This is a genomic window from Enterococcus sp. DIV1279b, assembly GCF_050531515.1.
Lineage (GTDB): Bacteria > Bacillota > Bacilli > Lactobacillales > Enterococcaceae > Enterococcus_D > Enterococcus_D casseliflavus.
On sequence record NZ_CP172891.1, the window covers coordinates 3,408,919 to 3,434,959 of the forward strand.

The window sequence follows — 26,041 nt, forward strand, 5'->3', positions numbered from 1 at the left end:
CTCCTCCTCATAGGTTGTGCTTTTTATTTTTTATCGCTTGCTTTTTCACCTACATATTTATAGATGACAAACGGTATCACGACAATAATCAGCCAACTGATGATCAAGATGGCTAAATAGGTTCCGCCCTTTCCGGAGCCGATATCGCTCGGTGGAAAGAAGGAAATAAAGAAAGAAAAAATAGAAACAAGCAAACCAACCATCGCAACACCAATTTTCACATTTTTCCCACCAGGAATATGATACGTTCTTGTTAAGTCGTCTTTTTCTTTGACTAATTTAATATAGGAAAGAAACAAGAGGACATAAGCCACCAGATAGATGCAGACCGTCAACGCCATCGCAACGAAGAAGGATAGATTGGCGCCTCCACCGCCTAATGTCAAGACAACCGCCCAAATGGAAACAATGATGCCTTGTACCAAAACGATATTGATTGGGACATTGTGTTGATTGACTTTGGCCATTTGTTTTGGCAGCAAGCCATTTTCAGCTGCTTCAAGCATCGCAGTCGATGGGCCGACCACCCAAGCAGCAATTTCTGCAATGACACCTAAACAGATGACCACGGCAATCAAACGAACCAGCCATTCTCCGCCGCCAAAATGATGGATCAAATAAGAATAGGCTTGAATCACGCCAGTATCAAGAGACAATTGATTTTGGGGAATCGTGGCAGCCACCGTTGCCCCACCTAACGTATCCAAAAGAATCGTTGCTACAACTAAAATCAAAATAGCTTTCGGGTAATTCTTTCCAGGATTGTCCATATCTTTTACGTGACTGGCAGAAGATTCAACCCCTGCATAGGCTAAAATAAAGGAAACAAAAACGACCAGCGTATTGATTTTCGTGAAATCAGGAATCCAAGCGCCTGATCCAAAAGAAACTTTGACGGGATTCCCTTGAGCAATGTAGACAATTCCTAAGATAAAAAGAATGATCCCTGTTGCGACGATCCCCACAAAGAACCCTACTTTGGCAATCTTCGCAGTATTTTTTGTTCCGCCAAATTGCGAGATCGTGATCAGCCAAAAGATCACTAAAGTGGCAATCAGCTTCAGCCAAACATTCGTATTAAGAGCCGGCCAATTTAGGGCATAGGAAAGCGCCCCGACAATAAAGTAAATCATCGTAATAAAGCCTACCGTGATTTGGAACCATTGGAAGAAAATGGCAGCAAAGCCCCATTTTCTCCCCAATGTTTTTGAGACCCAAGTATAGAGTCCCCCTTTTTCCCATCCCTTTACAGTAGCCATCTCCGCAGAGCAAAGGGCTACAGGGATAAACCAGAGGAAACCGCCGACGAGTAAATAAAAAACTAAATTCATCTTCGATGTCGCAAAGGTTGGATACTCATATACCGTCATCACCATTGAAGCAGTTATTGCAAAAAAACTCAACAATGATAGTTTTTTCTTGCTAGTATCCATTTTTTTTACCTCCTATCGTTAGATACTATTTTTCAGCAGCGGAAGATAGATCAATATGGTACGTATGTGTCAAATCTCCATCTGCTTTAAATTCGATTTCGACCGCTTTGATCGCTGGCAAACTTTGTTCTTGCGCCACTTTAAAATGAATAAAGCCATCTTTATGTTTGTCATGGGTCAAAATCTCATCATCTAAGTAGTCCACAAACACTTCCGCTTCTACTTTTTTGCCATCATTCAACACCAAATAGGCTTTGTCAGGTTTGATTTTTTTGTCTTTCGAATCTTCATTAAACAATTGATATTTCAGTGAGAGCAATGTTTTGTATTCTTTGTCTTTGTCTTTGAATTCTTCTACATTCACGATTTTTACATGATTCACTAAAAAGCGAATGTGATCCCAACCAGCATTTTCATAATTCGTTTCATACCAAACGACGTCTTTGATTTTCGGATCGATTCCCTTAGTTACGATTTCTTCAAAATACCCGTCATCACTCAATTTTTCACTTCCCACAACTACTTCATCTGACGAATCGCTGATCAACGTTTCCGTTCCAGACCCAGAGACCACTTCCCCTGATTCTTCCACTGTTGAGCATGCACCTAGAGTAAACAAAACGCCTACACCTAAAACGAAACCTGCAACTAATGATGTTTTCTTCATTGTAAATCCTGTCCTTTCTTTTATTATTTTTATTCCATCTCAGGTATACCATTTAACCCAAAAAAGCGAATACCTAATTTTTTATTTTAAAAACAAAAAAACGCGAAAAATAATTCGCGTTTCGGTGCTATCATGAAGTGCAGATAAGAACAATGACCATTGAAAAGAAAGGACTGAGTTTTTTTGAGAGCGCTTGTGGTCGTCCTAACCGCCGTTTTGTTAGGTATCAGCCCTCTTTCAGCTGACTTTTATCTGGAAAGGACGGACAGACATACTTCTAACGCAACGATTTCTCGGATAGAAGTTGCCCAAAATGAGTGGGCGACTACTGGATCAAAAAGATTTGTTGGAACGCTGATGCTTCCTGATGCAAAAGACAGCCTGTTGACAGCTGACGGGCATTTTCTGAGAAAACCTTCCAAGCTTGCGACGAATAGACGCGCAGCAATAGCAGCTTGTAGGGTTCAAAAAACACCCAAAATCGCACGGGGCAGCCAACTTACTCAGCGTTGCAGCTCTTCAGCCCTTACGACTTTGCGGTTAGAAAAAGCATGTCAGGCACAGGCAATGAACCGTCCTTAGCTCTCATCCGAGTATCTGGTGTCGTACATGACGCCTTCATCCACAGGGTTTTCGCAGTGATGGCACATAGGTAAGTCAAAAACAAATGATCCTCAAAACGTTTATCCTCACGTGTATCCTAGACAAATCTACTTCCCCATCCTGAACACAAAAAATAGCCACTACCTACTTTCCACTTACTTGTGCCATCCTCTGTTTGATAAAATGATCAAACTTTTTTGATTGAAAAGAAAAAATTGCCTATTTTGTTTTGATCATTTTTTAGTGATCGATCATTACTTAGCTAGCTAAGCCCCCCAAACCCCAAGCAGCCCCCGAAAAACAGTTTCGGAGGCTGCTTGGGGTGAGCTTTGCTCACTATTTAGTTTTCTTATAAAAATTTTAATATGAGAAATCATTTATTACAATATGAATGAGAAAATTGAGTTACGCTTTCTATTTTCATAAGTAAGTATAGATTCTATTCACAATGTAACATAGTAACCTTATTTAACTAAGCTATTTTTTTAAGAAGACCTTATCAATCTTCTGAAGCAAAAATATTCCACCAGATTATATTAGTCTTGCCGAAGCCATTTTTATATGCTCTTCAATATTGTACTTATAGCTAACGCACTTCGACTCACCTGTATTCATTCGAATTAACGGACAGCCTCCTAAACACAAAGGTTGAACTTTACAACTTGAACATTTCGCTTTCGAAAAAAATTTGTACTCTGTAAATGTTTTATGCACACTGTTCAATTGTATTCCTGTATAGATATCTCCTACTCGTCCAATCGTTTTACCAATATGAACCCAGCATTTATATAAAAATCCATTAGGGTCGATTACATAGTCGTCTCGATTGATAGCTTCGCAGAACCCAATCGTTGTCCGTGGTATGGCAACAATATTTATCCCTCTTTCCAAAAGACTTTTATAAACCATTATTTCTTCTTTCGAAAACTCTTGGGATGTATAACATGTGGGTGTTTTGTAGGTATCAAAATCCTCTACCGGCGCAAGATAAAAGCCAACTTTCTTAAGTAAATTAAAATTATCCAGCGAGTTCATCAAACGAATAACATCTTCATGATTATTCTCCCTATCTATATTTACTCTTACAGTTACTGGAATATATTTTAGAGTTTTAACTATATTCTGTAATATTCTTGCAAATGTCCCTTTCCCATTTGTTAAACATCTTCTAGAATCATGATTTATCTGATCCCCATCCAGAGTAATTTGAGCATAATTAACGTGATAACTTTTTAAAAGTTGTGCAACTTTTTCTGTTAGCAAATAACCATTGGATACAATTTCTGCGTTGAAATTTTTATATTTTTTTTCGTTTTTCATTATTATTTCACTTATAACTTTAATAGAGTTCAATCCCATCAAAGGCTCTCCTCCATACCAAATTACTTTCAATGACTGATGGGGTAATACATTTTTAAGAATAAACTCGGCTGTTTTCTTAGCAGTTTCAGTAGTCATAGTATGTTGTCTAAACCCTTGCTCGTAACAATAAAAACAGGAGAAATTACAGTTCATCGTAGGGGCAATTGTGAAAGTTACTTGACTAGGATTATATCGTTTTTCATTTGCCACAGACACTAATCTTGCTTCTTCATCAATCTCATCGGAAACAATGATATTTTGATTTTCTAAATAAGAGAATAATTCTGTTTTCTCCAAGTTATCGTTATTAATAAAAGTCTGTAGATCATGGAACTCGCTTTGAGTTAGTAAAACGATAGCAGAGTATACCGAATTGTACAAAAGTATTTCATTATCCACTTCTTCAACAATCGTATATTGCGATAATTTCATAAAATCACTCCTAATTAAATTGGGTAAAAAAATTCCTGTTACCTAGATTTGTATGCTTTACAAAAGAACGTATGAATGTTTCTCTATCAATTGAATAGTTGGGGTTACATGAAGTATCACACTGTACCTTTCCTCGACACACTGCAATTAATTCACATGAATTACACTGATTGTTGCTTTTCGGAAGAACACTCTTTTGGTCATAAAGGCTATATTGAACATCTTCTGCAAAAGAAGATGATTCTGTAAAACTTTTTATTATTCTACGTTCATAAAAATTTGTTGCATTACATAACCCTATAGATCCATCAGAGAAAAACTTTACAGACCAAGGATTATACGCATCGCACTCAAAGCGATACGAAGAAAATGGAGAGATATTAACCAGGAAACCGTTTTCAATTAGATGATCAATTGCAGTTGAAGATACCCACTTTAGATATTTTTCATAGGATAATGCATTGAAATAATTTTCATTAAACTCATAGTTATTAATGTAATAGCAATTGATATGGGCTTTGATATCACTTTGGCGGATCGTAACGAGAAAAGACTGAAACTCTTCTGTATTTTTATCAGATGTATTATAACCAATATGGATTTTAACACGTCCGCTCTTAGATGCTACCGCTAGATTTTCAAAAATCTTATCATACGTTCCGCTTCCACTCTTAAGAGATCTATTTCTATCATGATCTTTTCTAGATGTTAGTGTAGTATCGACAATTAAAGAATCAAAATGATTTATAAAATCTGGAGTGAGTAGATAGGCGTTTGTTCCTAAACCATAAGAAATTGAGAGTGATTTCTCTGACGCAATTTGATCAATCTTACTTTTAATTGCGAGAATTCTTTTTTTATAAAGAAGTGGCTCGCCCCCGAAAAAATAGATATATAGTCTCCGAACGCCTAGCTGAGCAATGTCTAAAATGTATTGCATTATATTATTTATCGTCTGATCAGTAATAACATTTTTAGAAAGGAAATCATTCTGGTAACAATAAGTACACGAAAAGTTGCAATCTTCTGTGATATTTATAGTGATAGTAACTAAGTCTCTCTTTAAATTGATTGTTTTCTGTTTATAACTTTCCAAATCACCGTGTATAAATCCATTTTCAAATAAATATTTTCGTTCATCTTCACTTATTTCGCTCGAAATCTCCGTTTTACTTTTCATTTTTTTTGAATCAATAGTAACTATTTCTTGCGTTAATGTATTGCAAAGAATAGTCTCGCTACCGTTCTCAATGATATCGACATACCGTGAAAAACGCATCACCTAACCCCCCTTTTTCAATAATTATACATTTCACAAAATAATATTTCAATTTTTTTTTAATTTGTGATATAGTTTTTACATAGGAGGAAGAGAATGAAAAAAATATTAAAAAGAAACCAACCACTTTTCTTTTTGCATGTGATTTTATGCGCAATTGCAGCGCTCATTCAAGTTGGGGTTGCTTTGGTGTATAGACAAATCACCGAGGTTGCTATGTCAGGAGATGTAAAAAGACTTTTATTTATTGGTATATTCGCCTTCTTTTACATCTTATTGAACACGATGAGCGATTTTATTCCAAGAAGAAGTAAATCCGTCTTAGTTCAATCAATAATGAATCAACTGAGAGAGAGTCTCTCGCAGAAAATCGTTCGAATGAATCCGGCACTATTTCTTAAAAATGAGAAAAACGAGTATCTCTCAAAGTTGGCAAATGAAATGAAAGTCGTTGAATTAGAATTTTTAAAGCCCGGATTTGGACTGATTTTAAGCATTTTTACCTTTCTATTCTCTCTTTTATTCACACTAAAATTAAACACTTCTTTTTCATTGATTATGCTGCTCTTAGCTTTTAGTCCTTTGCTAGCCCCTTATTTCGCTAAGCGAATCCTTAGTGATCGTCGCAAGTCCGTTGTTCTGGAGCAAGATCGTACTCTTAGTTTATTTGACCAACTTCTCTCAGGATACATGACCTTACGTGTCGGCAAAGGTTTTCCAACATATACGAAAATTTTTACTAACAGTAGTGAACGATTAAAAAAGGAAAGTATCACTTTTGAAACCTTACAAGGACTGACTTATGCAATTTCTTTTGGACTTGGGGATCTTGCTTATTCAGGGACATGGATCGTTGGTGGCTTCTTTGTTGCTGCCAAAATAATCACCATTCCCGATCTTATTGCGATGACTACACTAATGAGTACGATTGCCGGTCCGTTAGAGTATTTCAGTACTTCAGTTACAGATATTTTAGCGAGCAAGAAGGTCGCGGGCGATCTTATAGCTTTCATTGATGGCACCGATGATGATGAGCCCAATCGCTCACTTGAACTTGCAGAACCAATAACTACTTTATCGATTGAAAATCTGCATTTCCATCATGGAAATCGCTTGATTTTTAATGGTTTTACTCAAACATTTGAGCGTGGAAAAAAATATGCTATCACTGGCGCAAGCGGTAGTGGGAAGTCGACACTATTAAATATTTTAGCGGGAATTTACCCTATCGACGATCGTCAAGTATTGGTTGACCAGCAAGAGATGAATCAGCTATCTAGAGACTCCCTTTATGAGAAAGTCGCACTTGTCCAACAAAAAACTGCTATCTTCCAGACGAGTATTGCTTACAACGTTTCTATTTTTAGTGAATACGAACTTGAAAAAATCGTTGATGTTTTAAAACGAAGTGGATTAGATGATCGTTTTGATAACAATGATTTAACCGATACGCAAGATAATACATGGATAAACTTTCTTTCTGGCGGCGAGCTTAGACGGCTTGAGATTGCTCGGGCAATCTTTAAAGATTCCGATGTTATTCTTTTTGACGAACCAACATCTGGTCTAGACAGTATAAACGAGATGATTATCAGTGACTTAATCTGCTCACTTACAGATAAAATAATCATTGTCGTTACTCACTCAACAAATCAGGAATTTCTAGGTTCATTTGATGAGCTAATTCAGTTAAATAGATCATGAATTTAGATGATATAGGCCTACCTTATGTCATCTGGAAATATAAAAGAAAGGAGAGGGATACAATGAAAGTAATCTCTGAAGCTTCAAAAGAACAAATCATCACCATGTGTGGAAGTAATCAGCATTCCCATCATCCACCAATCATCTTACCTGAAGAGACTGATACACCATTTTCAAATCAGAAAAAAGAAGAGATAAAAAAAGAAGAGAAAGCTAGTTAAGAGAAAATCATTTGATCCTTACTTTACTTATTAATAAGGATAATAGCAATCAAAGAAGGGGTCGTGACTAGCTATATATGTCTCGACCCCTTCTTACATATTTCCCGCAAACGCAAATAATTTTTTTAACAGCTATTTGTTATCAACTTTCTTCATATACAGAATTGGATAAGGGTTTCCTTGTTCGTCTAACTCGCTTCTTTTGTATAGCTCAAATCCCATATGCTCATAAAATCCTTTCGCCTGAGGATTCTGTTCATTTACTCCCAGTTCATTTACAGCATAGTTTTCCATCCCGTAAGCTAAGAGTTTTTTTCCTAGTCCCTTACCTCTTTGTTCATTTGCTATAAAAAGCATTTCAAGATTTCGATCCGAGATCCCCATGAAGCCAGCTGGCTCTCCATGCTCACTTTCTACGACAATCAAATGTGGCACATGATGCAATGCCTCTGGAATATATTGCTTAATGACCTGGATTTCTGCCTCTGACAAAAAGGTGTGCGTCGCCTTAACAGAACTCTCCCAAACTTCAATTAATTGTTGCTCTAACTTTTGATTCATACTACTTACTTCTTTTATATTCATGAATAGTCACACTCTCGTCAGCTTATTTTCGTTTTGCATAACAAGAACCGATTGTTTCCTTGATCCAAGTTAAAAATTTTCATCATCATCATAACATGAGATGAATTTAATTAAAATCTATGGATAAAAACTGCCGCGCTCAAATAGATAACGAAACAATCAATTCTAAGAGAGTATGACTTGCTTTGAAACACACTAAAAAAGAAGCTTTCAATACTGATGTTTTCTCAAATCGTTCTGTTGAAATAAAAATGATTTGAGCTTTTTCTTCCCGCATAGTCGCCATAACGAACAAAATATATTCTTTTAAATAAACGATTTTAAACCACTTGCCCTAGAGTCCACTTCAGGGTTTATGATTACTTATAGAAAAGATAAGGAGAATTAACGATGAATATAAAAAAAGCAGCGGAAATGTTTGATTTGAGCGTAGACACATTGCGCTATTATGAACGAGTCGGTGTGATTCCACCTGTCCAACGCAATGAGAGTGGCTATCGGGTGTACACAACAAATGATCTAAACTGGATCTATTTAGCAAAACATTTACGAAATGCAGGATTGTCCATCGAATCCCTAATTGAATTTGCTCAATTGGCACAAGTACGTGAAAGTAAGAATGTCGAAAAAGCTCAGAAACAGATTTTAGCCGATCAACTTGAAGAATTGGAGAAAAAGTTAGTCGAAATGCAGGAAGTAAGAAACCTACTTATTTATAAGATAGAAACGTATGATGAGCATATCGCAAAATTCAAAGCAGGAAATATGCCCCCTGATAAAGTGGAAAAATTATGGGAACGAAAAAAGTAACACCTTTTACTTGCTATAGACTCAACTCCAAGGTTTAGGATAGAACATGTAATGAAAATTAGAGGAGGAAACACTATGCAAACAATCACACTCAATAATGGTGTCACCATGCCACAACTAGGATTTGGCGTTTATCAAATCCCTTTGGAAGAAACAGCAGAAGCTGTTTACCAAGCAATCAAAGCTGGGTATCGACTAATCGACACTGCTTCTATTTATGGAAATGAAAAAGAAACAGGCGAGGGAATCAAGCGCGCCATGACTGAAGGTCTAGTCACTCGAGAAGAACTTTTTGTCACCTCTAAATTATTTATTCTCCAAGCTTCCGAAGAAAAAGCTAAAGAAACGATTGAACATTCGCTTGACACAATGGGATTGACATACCTTGATCTTTATCTTATTCACCAACCATATGGAGATATTTATGGTGCTTGGCGCTCAATGGCTGCTGCTCAAAAAACAGGGAAATTACGTGCAATTGGCGTTTCAAATTTCAAATCAGCTAAGATGATCGAGTTTGTCGGCTTGAATGAGGTGAAACCTCAAATCAATCAAATCGAAGTGAACCCTTGGAATCAACGAGTGGAAGATCAGGAATGGCATGAAAAATACGACGTTCAAGTTGAAGCTTGGGCACCTTTTGCAGAAGGACGCCATGACCTATTTACCAATCCGACATTAGCAGAAATTGGCAAGCAATATGGCAAAACGGTTGGTCAAGTTGTTCTTCGCTGGTTGATGCAAAGAGGGATTGTCGCTTTAGCAAAAACAGTTCGTCCAGAACGGATGGCTGAAAACATTGCTATTTTTGACTTTGAGCTTTCCCAAGAAGACATTGAAAAAATAGCCGCTTTAGATAAAAAAGAGTCCGCATTCTTTGACCACGATGCCCCCCAACAAGTGGAATGGTTTATGAATCGGATGTTAGATACTGAAAACTAATAGGGAAAACAATACAAGTCCGCTCCCCTTGCAAAAGGAGGCGGACTTGTATTGTTTCTTACTGAATGGTAGGTCGTCACTTTTCTTTGTCAGTATGACAATGTTCTTGGAAATAGGGCCAGTGAGTCTGCTTTGATCAAGGAATTGTTTTTCATATTAGCAATGGGCCCTAAATGATGACTTACAAAATGACGAAGGACAGATATTCGTAGATAAGAACTGTACAAAACAACATGCCTAAAACGCTTCTCTGACCTCTCAAATGTACTTTCACCAAATATGTTTTAGAGATTCTATACGTACATAATAAATAAATTGCCCCCAATTCTTCTACTATTAAGAGGAAACATTAAGAAGAAATCTTTAGATCAAGATAGCTGCTACCATCACAACGAAATTATAGAAGCTATGTGCAAAAATGGATTCCCAAATATTTCCCCTACGTAAATAGGTGATCGTCAAATAAAACCCTATGACAAAGTAGGGAAAAAGAGCAAAAAGATTCCCGTTCACATTTACATTATGACTCTGAGTAAAAAACAAGAGGCTTCCGACAGCAGTGATGATTCTCAGCCATCGTTTTTCTCCAACATAAATCAGTGTATAGCGATAAAGCATTTCCTCGAAAACAGGTGCTAGCAAAAGAGCATCAAATACAAAGGCAAGGGTTCTTTGATCTGAGGGATAAACAAAAATCAACGCATTGAGATCACGAAATAAAAGAATATTAATTAAACCGATGGTAAGGATAATACTCGCAGGAACGATTAGAACGATTTTTATTAATTTAACTTTATTTAGCTTTTGATAACTCTCCACTAAATAATTACGAAAGAGTATAGTACCGAATAAAATGAATAGTAATTTTATTCCAATATAATTATAACTCATCAAATATCTTGCATAAGAAGAAGGAATGCCACGTATTGCTAGCCCCTTCCATAGGACATAAAACAATAAAAATAACCCTCTTTTCAACTTATCCCTCCTATTGAACGAAAGCTTTATACTCCAGATAGTTTTACTCTTCTTTCAGTTCTTCCTATCTCTAAAATAACAATAAACCAAATAACCACTGGAGCATACTAACAAAGGAAGTCCGACATAGAGCATACCAATTCCTAACGGATAATTAATAGCAAGGTCAAGTTGGATATTCTTAAGTTCTTCTTGACTGATTGTGTCAAAATCTTGAATAGGGATCAAAATCGTTTGTAAAAAAAAGCCAACGACCGTGATAAAAAGACTGAAACAAAAAACGCCGAGTGCAAATTTTTTCATAAGAGACCTCTTTTCAGCATACACTTTATTGCTTTATGATCTTATTATACATACCATTCATTAAAAAAAGAAACTTAAAATATTTTTACACATCACACTTGCAACAATTAACAAGGAAACCATCCTATAGAAGTCATTCCTTAGCTGGATAAAGGAGTCTCCTCACTAATAATCCTTCCATCAAACAACATAGGAAGTGTTTAATTTCCTTCATTCGACTTACTTGAAATCTGCCTCTATGAAGACTAGAAACACGTATCCAAATCACCGCTATCCACCGTATTTAGAGTATCGATGTGCTTTTTTAAGACAGTGCCGAAATGGCAGACCTTTTCTCCGAAAAAATCAGAGGGGATGCTAACAAAAATACCGCTAGCAGCAAACGAATCATCGTCCTTACCAACGGCATTTTATTAAAGACTTCTGTCCTGGATTCTCTAAAAATTCCACTTCATATTTTTAGTCAGGCACTGTTTTTATTGCAAAAAAATTTTCTTTTCTTTAGCTTAGCAAAGGTGGATTGCCATTCTTTTCTAGGACATGTTTTGTGGTCCGTAGTAAAAAGATTCAGTACTTTTTAAACGGTTCTTTGTCTCGTAAATGAATATTCTCATGATTGTCTTCGATCATTTCAATCACTCTTGGTTCATTCGTAGCGTACGCTTACTTCAACAGAATTCATCATATATTCTAATACACTATCACTGATTTCTCGCAACAGCCGTATTCTCAAAGAATGATTTGTAGATGAAAAAAGCATTCAGAAAACAATGGGTCTCTGGATGCTTCATTCATCAATATAATAATCTAATGGATAACATAGTTAAAACTGAAATCAAGGTAAATCCATATTCGTTTTTCATAAAATCATCATCCATTCATAACTTCAAAAATAGTCATTCTTAGTAAGTGTTTATTTTCAAGAAAATTCATTCTCTTTACTTAGTAAGATAGAAAAAGACAACAACCATTATGACAACAAGCACCCAAAAATACCATTTTTCAGAGTTTTTTTCTTCATATCTATTCTCCCTTTCTATTCATCTCAATTTTGAAAGAAACATAATAAGCAAAATATCGCCTTCATGAAGGGCAATCGCTATCTGATTCCCTATCCGATTAATTCTCGGTTAACTCATCCCTGAATTTCAGGAATAGGTCTTTCGCTTGTCCTGTACGCATGTTTGTCAGGACTTTAATTTTCTTAACCATGCCAATATCATTTTCGTTTTTTGAAAGCATTTGTCGTGCCATTTCTTCTTTGATCTCTGCTTCTTCTTCCTTCGTTAAATTTCTGACTTCTTTCTTTTTACCAAAGAATCCCATCCTGTTCTCCCCTTCTTATAAAATTTATGCGCTTTTCACACTAGCCAGACTGAGCATTCTTTTTTATCTAAAATGCGTTTTTCCGTCCATGACTTGATTCCTATACTCTAATCTACCATTTCTGTCGAAACCGAGAAAATGGTTAGTTCTCTTTTTTATTTTTAGGGAAGATATAAAAATAAAACACGGAGCCAATGATGATCGCTGGCGGCACCGAGATGCTCAATAATTTTAAAGCAGTGTTTAAAAGCACACCAAATTTTTCTTGAATAGAAAGATTCATAATCGTGCTGAAGTCTTGATTGAACGAAGTAACGATCATCGTGACAAAAAAGATCAAGCAAAAACTAATCACCCCATACTTGATACTTACTTTTAAATTCTCATTGTCTTTCTTAGTTTCTTCCAAAAGTAATGTTTCTAATGAGATATCCAATTCTTCGGCTATTTTGATCATATTTTTTTTGCTAGGGTAGGTAGCACCTAACTCCCATTTTGAGATTGTCTTGTCACTTACTTCTAATAATTCTGCTAGCATACTTTGTGTTAGCTTGTTTTTTTCTCTATATTCTTTCAGCTTCATTGCTAATATTGTTTCCTTCATTTCAACCACTCCTCATCGATTTCTACCTTTCATTTTGACATAAAACCTACCATTTAACAGGAATTCTTGAAAAAGAGAGTAGAATAGAGGGGATTTTTAGCTACTTCTGGTGATTTACCTGAAATATACTACCAAATCCTTCCTTACAACAATAGTTGTTGTGCATTCTGATATCTTCTAAATAATATCAAACCAGAAATCATAAGCATCTGTAAATAATTAAAGGAGACGCAAAAACTTCCCAGTTTTTGCCCTCCCTCATTTCTCAAGAAAATATGTTAATAGAAGATTCTCTTCCTATCATTCACATTAAAACAAGCCAAAGTATTTTTTCACTTCAATATACACTAAAGGAAAAATGGATAAGCCGATTACCCATAGCCAGTCAACTGCACGAAGAGAGACAAAGCCAAAAATGGTTTGCGTGAATGGAATCGTTACTAACAAGATAATGATCAATGCACCTATGAAGGTTGTCATTACTAACAACGGATTGCTCAAAAAACGCAGCTTCAGAATAGATTCTTTACTTCTACAATTAAACATATGCACAATAGTTGATAATCCCAATACAATAAATGTCATTGTCTGCGAAACCTCTATCGATTCTAGACGTCCAATTAGAATCGCGCCTAATGTGACGCCTGTAAAAACAATTGAGATTTCTACAATTTTTACCAATAATCCTTGCGCAAAAATGCTCGTGTATTTAGTGATAGGGGCTTCCTTCATTGCTTTTTTATCGACTGGTTCAATGCTAAGACTCATTCCTGGGATTCCATCTGCAACTACTTTTATGATTAACAATTGAACCGCTGTAACAGGTGCTCCCCACCCAACGAGCAAGGAAATTAAAACGATCGTCAGTGCAGAAATATTGCAACCAAGCATCGCGTATAATGATTTTCTGATATTGCTGTATACCCGTCGTCCTTCTTCAACCGCCTGAACAATCGTCGCAAAATTATCGTCTACTAAAACCATATCAGAAGCTTCCTTTGCTACTTCTGTGCCACCTCCCATTGCGATCCCTACATCAGCTGCTTTTAATGCAGGTGCATCATTGACACCATCGCCAGTCATAGCGACAATCTCATCATTTTTTTGAAATGCTTTTACGATTCGAATTTTATCTTCTGGGGAAGTACGGGCAAAGACTCGATAGTCATCAATCACATGGGCTAATTTTTCATCGCTCATTTCATTTAAATCCGCGCCGGTCATTGCTTTTTTCCCATCGGTGAGAATTCCTACATCTTCTGCGATTTTTTTTGCTGTCAGTAAGTGGTCCCCTGTGATCATTACGGTTTGAATCCCTGCTTGTTTTGCAATAGAAACAGCCGTATAGCTTTCGGGCCGAGCTGGGTCGATAATCCCAACAAATCCTGCAAACTCTAACTGACTTTCAAGAATTTCTTCAGTAAGACGTGTAGGTTTTTCATCGTATCTTTTATAAGCAACGCCCAAAACACGGTATGCTTGATTGGCCAACTCATCATGCTTATTCAAGTAGGCAGGGGTGTTCGCATCAATGAGATCCAAGCGATCAAAAGCCCCTTTTGTGACAGAAACATATTGGTCGTTTACTTTATATAAGACAGTCATCCTTTTTCGTTTTGAATCAAAGGGAACTTCATGAATCTGTTCAAAGGTTGAAGCGACTTTACCTAGTTCCTCTTTAGTGAAGAGCGATGCCAGTTTTTTTCTGATCGCCAACTCTGTTGGATTACTGGTTACTGTTGCATTTTCTTCCATCGAACTAGCAAGATAGAAAAGAAATAAGAGATTTTTTTCCTTCTCTTCTGTTATTTCTAAGCAGGAAGTCAGTCTATCCTTCATCATAATAACTTCTTTCACGATCATCTTATTTTCGGTAATTGTTCCAGTTTTATCTGAGCAGATAATTGAAACACCTCCAACGGTTTCTACTGTTGAAGGAGTCCTAACGATGGTTTTCTTCAGTGCCATATTCCTCATCCCAACAGCTAGAGAGATTGTTACAACGACTGGCAAAACCTCTGGAATAGCAGCAACAGCCATTGATATTGCGGTCATGATACTGGTCTCTAAAGACAATCCTTTGCTGATTCCTATAGCAATAGCTAGAAAGCCAGAGAGAATAGCGATTAGTCCTAGAACTTTCCCAAGTTTTTGCATTTTTACTTGTAGAGGTGCTATGGTTGTTTCTTCCTTGCTTAATAAGCTCGATATTTTACCAATTTCCGTATTCATTCCTGTCTTTTCAACTCGAACGTTTGCTTTTCCTGTGACGACCAATGAGCCAGAAAAAACCAAGTCTTTTCTGTCTCCTAAAGAATCTTCTTTAGAAGAAATATAGGTGGGGTCTTTTTCACTTGGTTCACTTTCACCAGTTAGAAACGATTCATCAACAAAGAAATTACTACTAGTTAAAAGCTTAGCATCTGCTGGAATACGGTCCCCTAATGCCAACTGAACAATATCACCAGGAACAATGTTCAAACTTTCAATCTCTTTTAACGCCCCATCTCTGAATACTTTACTTACGGGAACACTCATCTTATTTAATTCACTCATTGATTTTTCCGCATTTTTTTGCTGTCGAATCGACAAATATAGATTAAGAATGACAATTGAAAAGATGACTATTGGTTCCGTAAAATCATCAGGATGATTTTGAAAAGCAACATAACTAGATAAGAGTGTTGCAACGATTAAAATCAAGATGGTAATATCCTTCATCGACTCTTTCAAATAGTCATAAAAATGCTTCTCATCTTTGCTTTCTATGGAATTAAACCCATATTTTTCTAGCCTCATTTCTGCTTCTTTACTGGAAAGTCCTGACTGGTTAGGGCTCTTTCCGTTTTCTTTCAATTGTTCTTTTACCATCTGCCTATACCTCCTAAAACAAAAAAGAAGTCAGACAAACTAACCATAAAAGCCTAAGGTTAGTTTTTCTGACTTCAATAAGATTTATTCCGGCGAACAAATCTAATGTCATTATTTAAATTCCACCTAATTATTGCACATCCGAATATTTGGGTCAAGATTTTCACGATGACCGATCAATCAAAATGAGAGAATCGTATGCAAAATCGAGAAAAAGTACGTGTACATCCTAATCCTAGAGACAAGAAGCTCGCCCTTACAAAATGATTTCAGGACTTTCTTTACTTAGCACATAATCATTACCTGTTACGTTAAAATATTCTTGAATCAACAGACTTAACTCTTTGATTGCTTCATTCGCCCGATCCCGTTGCGTTTCATTGATCGATTCAATGAATAAAACAGCATGGGTGGTCTCTTCTGTTAGCATCGTACGTTGGGCTTCCCGCCAATTCAAGCATCGACAAATTGCACCTTTCTCATCATAGTAAATGACTTCCTTTTCCAAGGCTGGGGAATCAGTATCTGCACCTAAGGGAAAGAAAGATTCGCCGCCTTTTGCAACGCCTAAATGAAGGTCGCCAACGATTGTATCGAGGTCTTCTCCGCCTAAAGGGACACCATATTTCAAGGAAATACTATTATAGATATCTACTAAAGGATTGATGGGAGAAAATTCTCTGTCTTGATTCACCCGTTTCAACAGTGCTTCGATGGAAGAGCGTACCCCTTTTTTCGTTTTAAATTGCTGAAAAGCACTTCGCCATTCTTGGATCACTTGGTTTTCACTGAAGGTGTCGGTCGTTAAGTAGCGCTTTGCTTGTTCTTTACTACTTTTTAGCAAGTCAGTAAAAAACGTTTCGTGTGCAGCATCGGCAACATTGTTTATATTTTTTACAACAAGGCAGTTGACTTGTGCTTCTGGAAATAGTGCCCAAAATTCTTGATCGATCATTATTTTCTTCACTTTCTCTACACTCCTATTTAGTTTATTTGAACAAATTCATGTCCTTTATTTTTCAGGCTCTCTGTTTTTTCAGCAGCCAGCCGAGCTATATCCTTTTTAACAAAATATCAGCTACCTGTGCTTCCTACCCTAGGTAGCATGAATGTACATTCAATCAGATCCAATCTCCCCAGCGGCGTTATTCGTTTAATAGTCTCTTTTGATCCCATTCTTGACGTTGACCCAATCAACTTCTACCGAAGATTTTATTTTTTTCAGCATTTCCGCAAGATTTTTTCTTTCTAAAGCAGATAACTGTTGAATCGCTACTTTATTTGAATAGTTATTTTCTCTTATGATTAATTGAACCGCTTGTTTCCCTTTGGCGGTTGTGTATAAGTGTTTGATTTTTTTATTTTCTTTGTCTGACTCTTTTAGAATAAACCCATTTTCCTCTAACTTTTTTACCGCCCGGGACAAAGTCGTGCGATCAACTTTGATCAGTTCGGCTAATCGTTCAGGAATAATTCCTTCATTTTCAAATATACGAACTAAGTGAATGTATTGTCCTTTACTGAGTTGAACCTCTTTAAATTCAATATTAGCAATGGATTCCAACATTCTACTGATCGAACCTATCTCACGAAGTATATCCTCCACGAACTATCCCCTCCCTATCTAGCACTATAATAGCCCATTATTGTTGCATATGCAACAATAATGGGCTTGATTTACTTTATTACTCACTCTTTGAAAATGGGTCTATTGAATAAGCTTGTCTCAAAAAATCAGGAGAATACCGAGAAAAACTTCTCTGTACTCTCCTTTTACAAACATTCCAAGTGGAAATACTATCCAAATTTCTCCTAATTTCAAAATCAAATTCATGAAGATGATTGCTTAGTACAGTAGTAAATGAATCAACTTCGTTTTCATTTACTTTCCCCGAATCGTATAATTTTTTTCTTTTTGCTTGCTAAGTTTTTATTTAACCTTGTCTAACGCAGATTGATTGGTTACATCCAATTCGTTGTTTAAAATCACTAAAATTCACATTAGATTTACGACATAAGTTTATGACGCTCTCTCGAGCTTATTTCAATGAGAGTTTACCAACGTATCAAAAACTATTAAGTTTCTGACTCTTTCTAAGAATTGTCCTAATATTCATGAACCTAAATTTTAAATGAACAATGATTTATTTACGAGTTTATGAACACAAAAATACAGTGATACATATAAATTATAGTATCTAAAAAGAGTGTCCAGAAATTCGTCACTTTCTTAACACTCTTTGTCGAAAAATTAAGAAGATCAAAAGCTATTAAATTTCTTCCCCTCATATAGCTGTTAAAAAAATCATGAACTAAAATTCTTATAAACACCTTTTTTAATTGTTGTTTTTTGTATATCTTTTCAGATGTTTTGCTGTGTATGAATCTTCTAACGTTAATAAGTCTATTGGGTACCCTTGAAACAATACTTTACCTCCAAAGTTCCCCCCGCCAGGTCCCATTTCGATAAGCCATTGAGCCTGACTAATTATTTTGAGATTGTGCTCTAGAACAATCAATGTATTTCCTTTTTGCAAAAGTTTATTTAACAATAATAACAACTTGTCAATATCCGCCTCATGAAGGCCGGTAGATGGTTCATCTAATATTAGACAGTTAGAAGTATCTTGAGCAATTATTTTTGCTATCTTTAAACGCTGAAGTTCTCCACCAGAAAATGTATCTAGCGACTGCCCCAACTTCATATACTCTAGATGAACATCCATGAGAATTTGCATCGTTCTGATCAATAAGCGATCATCAAACAAATCTACTGCTTTTCGAACTGATAATTGTAAAATATCGTAAATAGTGAAACCATGCCATAAAATAGATAAGGCTTCATCGTTATATCTTTTTCCTCGGCATTTCTCACAAACTTGCTCTGCATCCCCCATAAAAGCCAAATCCATTTTTATCACTCCTTTGCCTTTGCACAGAGGACATGCTCCTTTACCGTTATAGCTGAAAAGAGAGGCACTTTTACCAGAACATTGCGCGTAGATGCTCCGAATTTTATCAAAGACATTTAGATACGTGAGAACATTTGAGCGAATGTTGCCATTTATCTGACTCTGGTCTAATATACTTGCTTCAGGATATTTTTTTTTAAAAAGATAGCGAATGAGTGTGCTCTTCCCAGAACCAGCGACTCCGGTTACAACCGTTAATGCTTGTTTTGGCAACACCACAGAAGCGTTTACAACATTGTGCAAACTAACCTCATTTAATTCGTAATAGGAAGAAAATTGTTGTCTTTGTGTATTAACGTTCAACTGATCTGCCAACGCTCTTCCAGTGATGGTGTTCGACTTCAGTAGTTCATCATAGGTTCCTTCAAAGGTGATTTTTCCACCGCTATCCCCGGATCCTGGACCGATCTCAATGATATGGTCTGCAATTTGTATAATATCCGGATCATGGTCAACAAGAACAACAGTATTTCCTTTATCTTTTAACCCCCTAATTATCTTTGCTATTTTTTGAATATCTTCTGGATGGAGTCCAATACTAGGCTCATCAAAAATGTATAGAATATCACTAAGTGCACTGTTAAGATGTTTAACCATTTTTATTCTTTGAGATTCTCCACCAGATAATGTTGCTGTTGGACGGTTAAGAAACAAATAGCCTAAGCCAACCTCCTCCAAACTCTGTAGTTTCTTACTTAAATCTTTCAAAATCACCTGAACAACAGAAGAATGAATCTCTTTAATAAATTTGTTTAGTTCAGGAATAGGCATCCTCACACAGTCTGCGATCGATTTTCCATTTATCTTTGCAGAGCGAACGAGTTTACTTACTCTAGTGCCTTGACAATTGGGACATTCTTTCACTTGCAGAATGTGATTTAATGTTGCACTATATTGCGTGCTTTCTTTTTCGATAAAATTTTTGGTAATTCTGGGAATGATCCCTTCATAACGTGCAGTTTTTGGCCATTTATTCGTAGGATTACTTGGAGTGCTGCCGAGATCATTTAGTAAACGGTCCAATTCTTCTGCTAGGTAATCTTTAATTTTTTTATTGTTATCGAAATTACCAGATTCTGTATACCTAGACAGGCGCCATCCTCCCGGTTGAAAAGTAGGAAATTGAATAGCTCCCTCTGATAAAGATTTGTCAAAATCGATTAATTTATCGACATCAATCTCTTTGACCTCACCTAATCCCTTACAAACTTCACACATGCCCTTGGGATTATTAAACGAATAATTCATAGAATATCCAATAAAAGGGGTTGCGACCCTCGAGAATAGCAGCCTTAAACTTGAATATATATCTGTTACAGTTCCAACTGTGGAACGTGCATTTCCTCCTAGTTTCTTCTGATTAATCACAATAGATACTGGTAGATTTTCTATTTTATCAACGATCGGTTGAGAATAGTGAGGTAGTAGCTGTTGGATATAACTCGAATAGGTCTCGTTTAGTAATCGTTGGGATTCAGCTGCTAAGGTATCAAATACCAAAGAAGATTTTCCCGAGCCTGAAACACCTGTTACGACAGTTACTTGATACTTAGAAAGTTTCAGAGAAAGATTTTTTAAATTGTTTGTTTTAGCTCCTTCGATAGAAATGAGATCATTCATCATACCTCAGCCTTTCCGTTTTAAGCGCTTCTAAATATTTCTTTGCTAGTTCAGCGAACTGCTCTTTTTCCTTCCGGTTAAAAACTGCATTTGCGATTTCAGATAAGTGTGTATGTCCATTATCAATAGTTGTTAATAAATGACTTCCCTCTTTTGTCAAAAAAGTGAGTAGTTCTCGACCATCTGTATCATTGGGTTTCTGTTGAATATAATTCATTAATTTTAGCTCTTTTAACGCCTTTGAAAGTTTTGTCCTACTAATTCCTAGCAAAACACTCATTTTTGACGGGCGCATCTCAGTTTCAGAATTTAGAATATTTAAAATATCATATTGAAGCCAACTAATTGTTTTAGGATTTAGTCTGGTTCTTTCAGCCACCAATTCACATTGTAAGTTTACTAATACCTCTTCTAAATTATTCATTGAAAACTTCCCTTCAAATTGATTTCTATTTGGAAACTATATCATTTGGGAAATCAGATGTCAAATAGGTAGTCTATCCATCTGGCGCTTATCATTGTTGCGCGTTGATTCCTGCTTAGTCAAGCAGCCTCTTTCGTAGAAAAACGACAAGTTATTGGAATGGCTATAAAGGAGTCATGATCCAATGAATTTCTGACACTGGAAAACTTAATTATCGGAAATTCATCGGCCCAAACTAAAAATAGAGTACTCAGAAAATAGATATTTCCAAGCACTCTATGTATTAAAAATCTTTCTTTCACTATCAAAGCAAATGATTTAACTCAAACGATCAATTTGGATCGCACCTTTTATGACGATCAATTTGAGCAGGACATGCGTAATTGAATACATTTGTTCAACAGGTTTCCCTCGTTAACCATGGCTGCTTTTCTTAGTGTATGATTCTAAACTAAATTCAGTTTCTTCATAGGGAACATCTTCCGCATGTATGCGATTGTATCGCTGCTTAAATTTTCGAAACCCAAACACCACTAACACTTTCACGATTGCATAAAGTGGTATACCGAAAATCAACCCAAACATGCCGAAAAGTTCACCCATTATCCATAGCACAAAAATAATTGTTACTGGATGGATCACCATATGTTTTCCCATGACCTGAGGTTCGATCAGCTCCCCATTTAATAATTGAACAACGATCCAGACAATGCACAACTGAATGAACATCGTAGGAGACGTCATGATTGCAATGATTGCACAAGGGAAAAAGGCTACAACCGGTCCGATATAAGGAACGATAGCTGTTGCGCCAACAAGAAATGCTAAGCTTCCAGAAAAAGGCATGTCGATAATTAAGAAGCCAATAAAAGTCAATGTTCCTATGATCACACAAACGACTAGTTGGCCCTTTAGATAGGCGCCCACCTGATTTTCCATCGTCCGAATGATTTCTTTGACTTCATGACGTAATCTAGGGGGGAAGATACCTAAAGAATACTCTACAAATTGACGGTCATTTTTCAATAAAAAGAACGTGATGATCGGCACTGTCAATAACAACAATAGGACATGGGTAATCGTTGAAAACACTTGTGAAGCACCGAAAATAATATTGCCCAGATATACGCCCACATTATTAGAAACTTGATTTATCCAATTCGCCAGAACCTCGAGTCCCTCATGATATGCTTGTTCATATCTAGTATTTTGTATAAAAGTTTCTATTACTCGTTCAGCTTCGATCAAATAATTTGGGAAGTTTTCGATCAATCGTTCAAATTGTTGGATAAGTAACGGCAGTGCGAGGGCAGTTGACAAGATGAAGGCAGCAGTAAGTGTGCATAATGTAATAATAATACTCAGTACTTTTGAAAGTCCTAGCCCTACCAAAAACTTTACAACTGGTTTAAGTACAAAATATAAAACGAGCGTCATAGTTAACGGAGGAAGAACCACCTGAAATACTTTAACTACTGGCTCAATCAAAAAGGTAAGATTTTTGAACAGCAATAGTGTTGCGCCACCTATAAACAGGACCGCTAAGATGTATAAGAGTGTAGCCCCACCCAACATTTGTATCACTTTATGTTTCTTTTTCATTTCTTCTCCCCGTTCTTTCATTATCTAAATCAACCTTCTTTTCTTGTAAAGATTAGCTCACCCCAAATGGACCTTTTCATTTACTAATCTCCCCCACTTGAGGATTCGATGCGATTTGAAATGAAGACAACTTTTATTTAATAATCTTACCATAATTAGTCATAAAAATACCTCTAAGCTATATCTCTAGCCTAGAGGTGTTTTTCAGATTGATTAATGAGCTATCTTCTCTATATTATTTGACAAACTCCCTTTATTATTTTAGTATTTTCAGAACTTTTTATAATCATTCACAATAAATAAATTTTAATTATCAATGCGAAATCAGCCTCCCAAAAAATTATACCTTTAGCTTAAATGAACATAATAAAAAGAGCCTAATCAAAAATGAAAAACAGGTGAAACATTAATGAATCAAGAACTTTAAAGTTTGCAATTCCTTAAATGAATTATTCTTATATTTAGCGACTCCTATTTTATCTAGACATAGATTTCATTGTAGGTTTCTATACACAATATCGAATAGTATTATTAGAAATTTGATTCAAAAAGAGTGTCCAGAAACGATCATTTTCTGAACACTCTTTCTTCCTCTTATCGATTACTTCTTTTACGTTTTTTAATTGCTACAAATACGAGTGTGACTAACAAAGCTCCGACACTACTTAAAATCAGTTGTCCTTTAATCTGTTGTCCAGTTTTTGGTAAATGATTATTTGAATTACCATTGTTCTTAGGATTATGCGCTTTAGTGTTATATACGTACACGACTTCTTCAGCTGCGTCACTGAAAGTACCGGAAGCATTATCTGGGGTTTCTACTACATACCACCCTGGGATCTCTTTGGCTTCGCTTGTATATGGTAACCCTACTTTTCCGCTTAATACCGTTGGGTCTGCCAACTGATTCCCTTCGGAATCTTGATATTTCACTGTGACTGGTGCTGCATCGCTGCGTTCATATACGTACACCACTTCTTGCCCTGTATCACTGAAGGTGCCGGAAGCATTATCTGGGGTTTCTACTACATACCACCCTGAGATCTCTTTGGCTTCGCTTGTATATGGTAACCCTACTTTTCCGCTTAATACCGTTGGGTCTGCCAACTGATTCCCTTCGGAATCTTGATATTTCACTGTGACTGGTGCTGCATCGCTGCGTTCATATACGTACACCACTTCTTGCCCTGTATCACTGAAGGTGCCGGAAGCATTATCTGGGGTTTCTACCACGTACCAACCATGGATCTCTTTGGCTTCGCTTGTATATGGTAACCCTACTTTTCCGCTTAATACCGTTGGGTCTGCCAACTGATTCCCTTCGGAATCTTGATATTTCACTGTGACTGGTGCTGCATCGCTGCGTTCATATACGTACACGACTTCTTGCCCTGTATCACTGAAGGTGCCGGAAGCATTATCTGGGGTTTCTACCACGTACCAACCATGGATCTCTTTGGCTTCGCTTGTATATGGTAACCCTACTTTTCCGCTTAATACCGTTGGGTCTGCCAACTGATTCCCTTCGGAATCTTGATATTTCACTGTGACTGGTGCTGCATCGCTGCGTTCATATACGTACACGACTTCTTGCGCTGTATCACTGAAGGTGCCTGAAGCATTATCTGGGGTTTCTACTACATACCACCCTGAGATCTCTTTGGCTTCACTTGTGTATGGTAACCCTACTTTGCCGCTTAATACCGTTGGATCTGCCAACTGATTCCCTTCGGAATCTTGATATTTCACTGTGACTGGTGCTGCATCGCTGCGTTCATATACGTACACGACTTCTTGCGCTGTATCACTGAAGGTTCCCGTCGGATTACCTTGAACTTCTTTTATAGTATACCCGTCTACTTCTAACTTATACTCTGGCGTTGTTGCATCAAAAGATTCACCAATATTACCGCTAATTTTTTGAGAAGGCTTCAATTCATTCCCTTCAGTATCAATATAACTCAACGTAACATCTGCAGCGGCTTCTTGATGATTGATCGAAAATTGGTGCAAATAGGTTCCTGAAGAAATGGCGTAAAAACTATATCCATCTGGTTGAGCATAGGATCCGGCAGGATTATTCAGTCGTGCGTTATACTCCATTGTTTCGATACTTTCAAATTCACTTTGAGTAACCCCAGATACAGTAATCCCATCTTCTGTAATACTTAATCTTGAGGAGGGTACCTGTACACCATTCAAATCAAAGTACGTCTGACTAGTACTATTCGATTTTGTAAAAGGAGGCTGATATCCATCAAAATTTGTTAAACGATTAGGCATAATGGAAAATGGAACAAAAAATGATTGATTATCGGGATCGTAATTTAACTCTTTTGCAGATAATGAAGTAATCGCATCATTTCTTCCTGTGTTTTGGCCATAAGCAGCTAAGTTTGATAATTTGGAAAACTCATTTATCACAGTAAAATCTGTCACGCCACAGAACTGTATTCTTAATTCTGTTAGATTTGGTAATGCAACCAGAGGTGCAATTGTCGTAATATTCATATTGGACTCGAAACTTAGCGACTCTAGTCCTTTCATATTAACTATTTTTGAAAATACAGCATCGGTTACATTTGCGGAACTAAGATTTAATCTAGTTAAATTGGCACCAAAGTTTGGTACATTATCATCCGTTACATTAGCACCCATCAAATATACATAAACTAAGTTATTTAACGAAGTGAGAACGGAAAAGTCAGTAACCTGATTTTGGCCGCTCATATAAAATGATGATAGATTTGTTGCATATTCCAAGCCTGTCAAATCAGCAATAGCGGAATCTGCAGCGTAGATATAGAGAGTCTGAAGTTTGCTCATCTGTTCCTTCGTGATTTTGGACACATCTATACCTAAAGATTTAGCAACTACGGATTGTAGTGCTGGATCCGGAAGCCAAGCTGCAAAATCTTCTTGATCATTATTTACTGCAACCTCAGATGGATTTGCAGAACTTTGACTTGTCGTCTCATTTTCAACTTGGCTATTCCCCTGATCTTCGCCAGAATACTTTGCGTTGTTAGAAGAGCTTTGCGTTGTTGTTTCTTCCGTGGATTCATTATTATCTTCTGTCGAAGTATCAGAAGATTCACTTTGCGTTGTTGAAGAATCCAGCGTTGTACTCGAATTACTCATATTTTCAGATTCTTCATTAGTTGCTTGTGCTACACTTTCTTGTTGCTCATCTGATCGAACATTCACAATGGGAACAAAAAAAGAAGGTACTATTAAACTTGCCAAAGATATGTAGGAAAAAATTTTCTTTTTCATCTGCCAACTCCATCGTGGTATTTTTTT

Annotated in this window: 20 protein-coding genes; 4 read left to right on the top strand and 16 right to left on the bottom strand. The window is 36.6% G+C overall.

The features are described 5' to 3' along the window. Positions 1 to 23: 23 nt before the first annotated feature. From IGI71_RS16240 to IGI71_RS16255, 4 genes are all read right to left on the bottom strand, one after another. Positions 24 to 1,433: an amino acid permease gene (locus IGI71_RS16240; protein WP_016612532.1), complete on the bottom strand. Its 1,410-nt coding sequence runs from the start codon at positions 1,431 to 1,433 to the stop codon at positions 24 to 26. Positions 1,434 to 1,458: 25 nt separating this feature from the next. After that, positions 1,459 to 2,100 carry a hypothetical protein gene (locus IGI71_RS16245; RefSeq protein WP_005230557.1) on the bottom strand — a complete coding sequence of 214 codons (642 nt, stop codon included), beginning with the start codon at positions 2,098 to 2,100 and terminating at the stop codon, positions 1,459 to 1,461. Positions 2,101 to 3,234: 1,134 nt separating this feature from the next. Beyond that, positions 3,235 to 4,497 carry a radical SAM/SPASM domain-containing protein gene (locus tag IGI71_RS16250; RefSeq protein WP_201705473.1) on the bottom strand — a complete coding sequence of 421 codons (1,263 nt, stop codon included), beginning with the start codon at positions 4,495 to 4,497 and terminating at the stop codon, positions 3,235 to 3,237. 10 nt (positions 4,498 to 4,507) lie between these two features. Then, positions 4,508 to 5,776, bottom strand: a complete 1,269-nt coding sequence (locus IGI71_RS16255) for a radical SAM protein (protein WP_430615946.1) — start codon at positions 5,774 to 5,776, stop codon at positions 4,508 to 4,510. 96 nt (positions 5,777 to 5,872) lie between these two features. Between IGI71_RS16255 and IGI71_RS16260 the strand changes: the two genes are divergently transcribed. Beyond that, positions 5,873 to 7,480 carry an ATP-binding cassette domain-containing protein gene (locus tag IGI71_RS16260; protein WP_430615947.1) on the top strand — a complete coding sequence of 536 codons (1,608 nt, stop codon included), beginning with the start codon at positions 5,873 to 5,875 and terminating at the stop codon, positions 7,478 to 7,480. A 62-nt stretch (positions 7,481 to 7,542) separates the two neighbouring features. Beyond that, complete coding sequence (locus IGI71_RS16265; protein WP_008380281.1) at positions 7,543 to 7,701, top strand: hypothetical protein; 159 nt, start codon at positions 7,543 to 7,545, stop codon at positions 7,699 to 7,701. 132 nt (positions 7,702 to 7,833) lie between these two features. Here the strand turns inward: IGI71_RS16265 and IGI71_RS16270 are convergent, their stop codons facing one another. After that, entirely contained in the window at positions 7,834 to 8,286 is a 453-nt protein-coding gene (locus tag IGI71_RS16270) for a GNAT family N-acetyltransferase (RefSeq protein ID WP_086291534.1), read from the bottom strand. Positions 8,287 to 8,676: 390 nt separating this feature from the next. Here IGI71_RS16270 and IGI71_RS16275 point away from each other — a divergent pair, with 390 nt between their 5' ends. Next, positions 8,677 to 9,096, top strand: coding sequence for a MerR family transcriptional regulator (locus IGI71_RS16275; protein WP_429975078.1), 420 nt, complete (start codon positions 8,677 to 8,679; stop codon positions 9,094 to 9,096). 75 nt (positions 9,097 to 9,171) lie between these two features. Then, a complete protein-coding gene (locus tag IGI71_RS16280) occupies positions 9,172 to 10,038 on the top strand; it encodes an aldo/keto reductase (RefSeq protein ID WP_430615949.1) in 867 nt (288 codons plus the stop codon). Positions 10,039 to 10,401: 363 nt separating this feature from the next. On the opposite strand, the gene IGI71_RS16285 is transcribed toward IGI71_RS16280, so the two are convergent. From IGI71_RS16285 to IGI71_RS16335, 11 genes are all read right to left on the bottom strand, one after another. After that, positions 10,402 to 11,016, bottom strand: a complete 615-nt coding sequence (locus tag IGI71_RS16285; protein WP_430615950.1) for a CPBP family intramembrane glutamic endopeptidase — start codon at positions 11,014 to 11,016, stop codon at positions 10,402 to 10,404. A 54-nt stretch (positions 11,017 to 11,070) separates the two neighbouring features. Then, positions 11,071 to 11,319, bottom strand: a complete 249-nt coding sequence (locus IGI71_RS16290) for a hypothetical protein (protein WP_081119374.1) — start codon at positions 11,317 to 11,319, stop codon at positions 11,071 to 11,073. Between the two features lie 1,119 nt (positions 11,320 to 12,438). Further along, positions 12,439 to 12,645, bottom strand: coding sequence for a hypothetical protein (locus tag IGI71_RS16295; RefSeq protein ID WP_139960460.1), 207 nt, complete (start codon positions 12,643 to 12,645; stop codon positions 12,439 to 12,441). Between the two features lie 142 nt (positions 12,646 to 12,787). Further along, positions 12,788 to 13,249: a helix-turn-helix domain-containing protein gene (locus IGI71_RS16300; protein WP_430615952.1), complete on the bottom strand. Its 462-nt coding sequence runs from the start codon at positions 13,247 to 13,249 to the stop codon at positions 12,788 to 12,790. A gap of 309 nt (positions 13,250 to 13,558) precedes the next feature. Further along, complete coding sequence (locus IGI71_RS16305) at positions 13,559 to 16,120, bottom strand: cation-translocating P-type ATPase (RefSeq protein WP_430615953.1); 2,562 nt, start codon at positions 16,118 to 16,120, stop codon at positions 13,559 to 13,561. A 256-nt stretch (positions 16,121 to 16,376) separates the two neighbouring features. Next, positions 16,377 to 17,075: a B3/B4 domain-containing protein gene (locus IGI71_RS16310; protein ID WP_430616360.1), complete on the bottom strand. Its 699-nt coding sequence runs from the start codon at positions 17,073 to 17,075 to the stop codon at positions 16,377 to 16,379. A 198-nt stretch (positions 17,076 to 17,273) separates the two neighbouring features. Beyond that, complete coding sequence (locus tag IGI71_RS16315; protein WP_430615954.1) at positions 17,274 to 17,726, bottom strand: MarR family winged helix-turn-helix transcriptional regulator; 453 nt, start codon at positions 17,724 to 17,726, stop codon at positions 17,274 to 17,276. A gap of 730 nt (positions 17,727 to 18,456) precedes the next feature. Then, the gene (locus IGI71_RS16320) at positions 18,457 to 20,712 is read right to left on the bottom strand and encodes an ATP-binding cassette domain-containing protein (protein ID WP_430616361.1); all 2,256 of its coding nucleotides are present in this window, start codon (positions 20,710 to 20,712) and stop codon (positions 18,457 to 18,459) included. Further along, positions 20,705 to 21,136, bottom strand: a complete 432-nt coding sequence (locus IGI71_RS16325; protein ID WP_087664520.1) for a MarR family winged helix-turn-helix transcriptional regulator — start codon at positions 21,134 to 21,136, stop codon at positions 20,705 to 20,707. Before IGI71_RS16325 ends, IGI71_RS16320 begins: the two co-directional genes overlap by 8 nt. 414 nt (positions 21,137 to 21,550) lie before the next feature. Continuing rightward, positions 21,551 to 22,759 (bottom strand): AI-2E family transporter, encoded by a 1,209-nt coding sequence (locus IGI71_RS16330; RefSeq protein WP_008380309.1) that lies wholly within the window; start codon positions 22,757 to 22,759, stop codon positions 21,551 to 21,553. Between the two features lie 573 nt (positions 22,760 to 23,332). Then, positions 23,333 to 26,014 carry a MucBP domain-containing protein gene (locus tag IGI71_RS16335; protein WP_430615956.1) on the bottom strand — a complete coding sequence of 894 codons (2,682 nt, stop codon included), beginning with the start codon at positions 26,012 to 26,014 and terminating at the stop codon, positions 23,333 to 23,335. Positions 26,015 to 26,041: the final 27 nt, after the last annotated feature.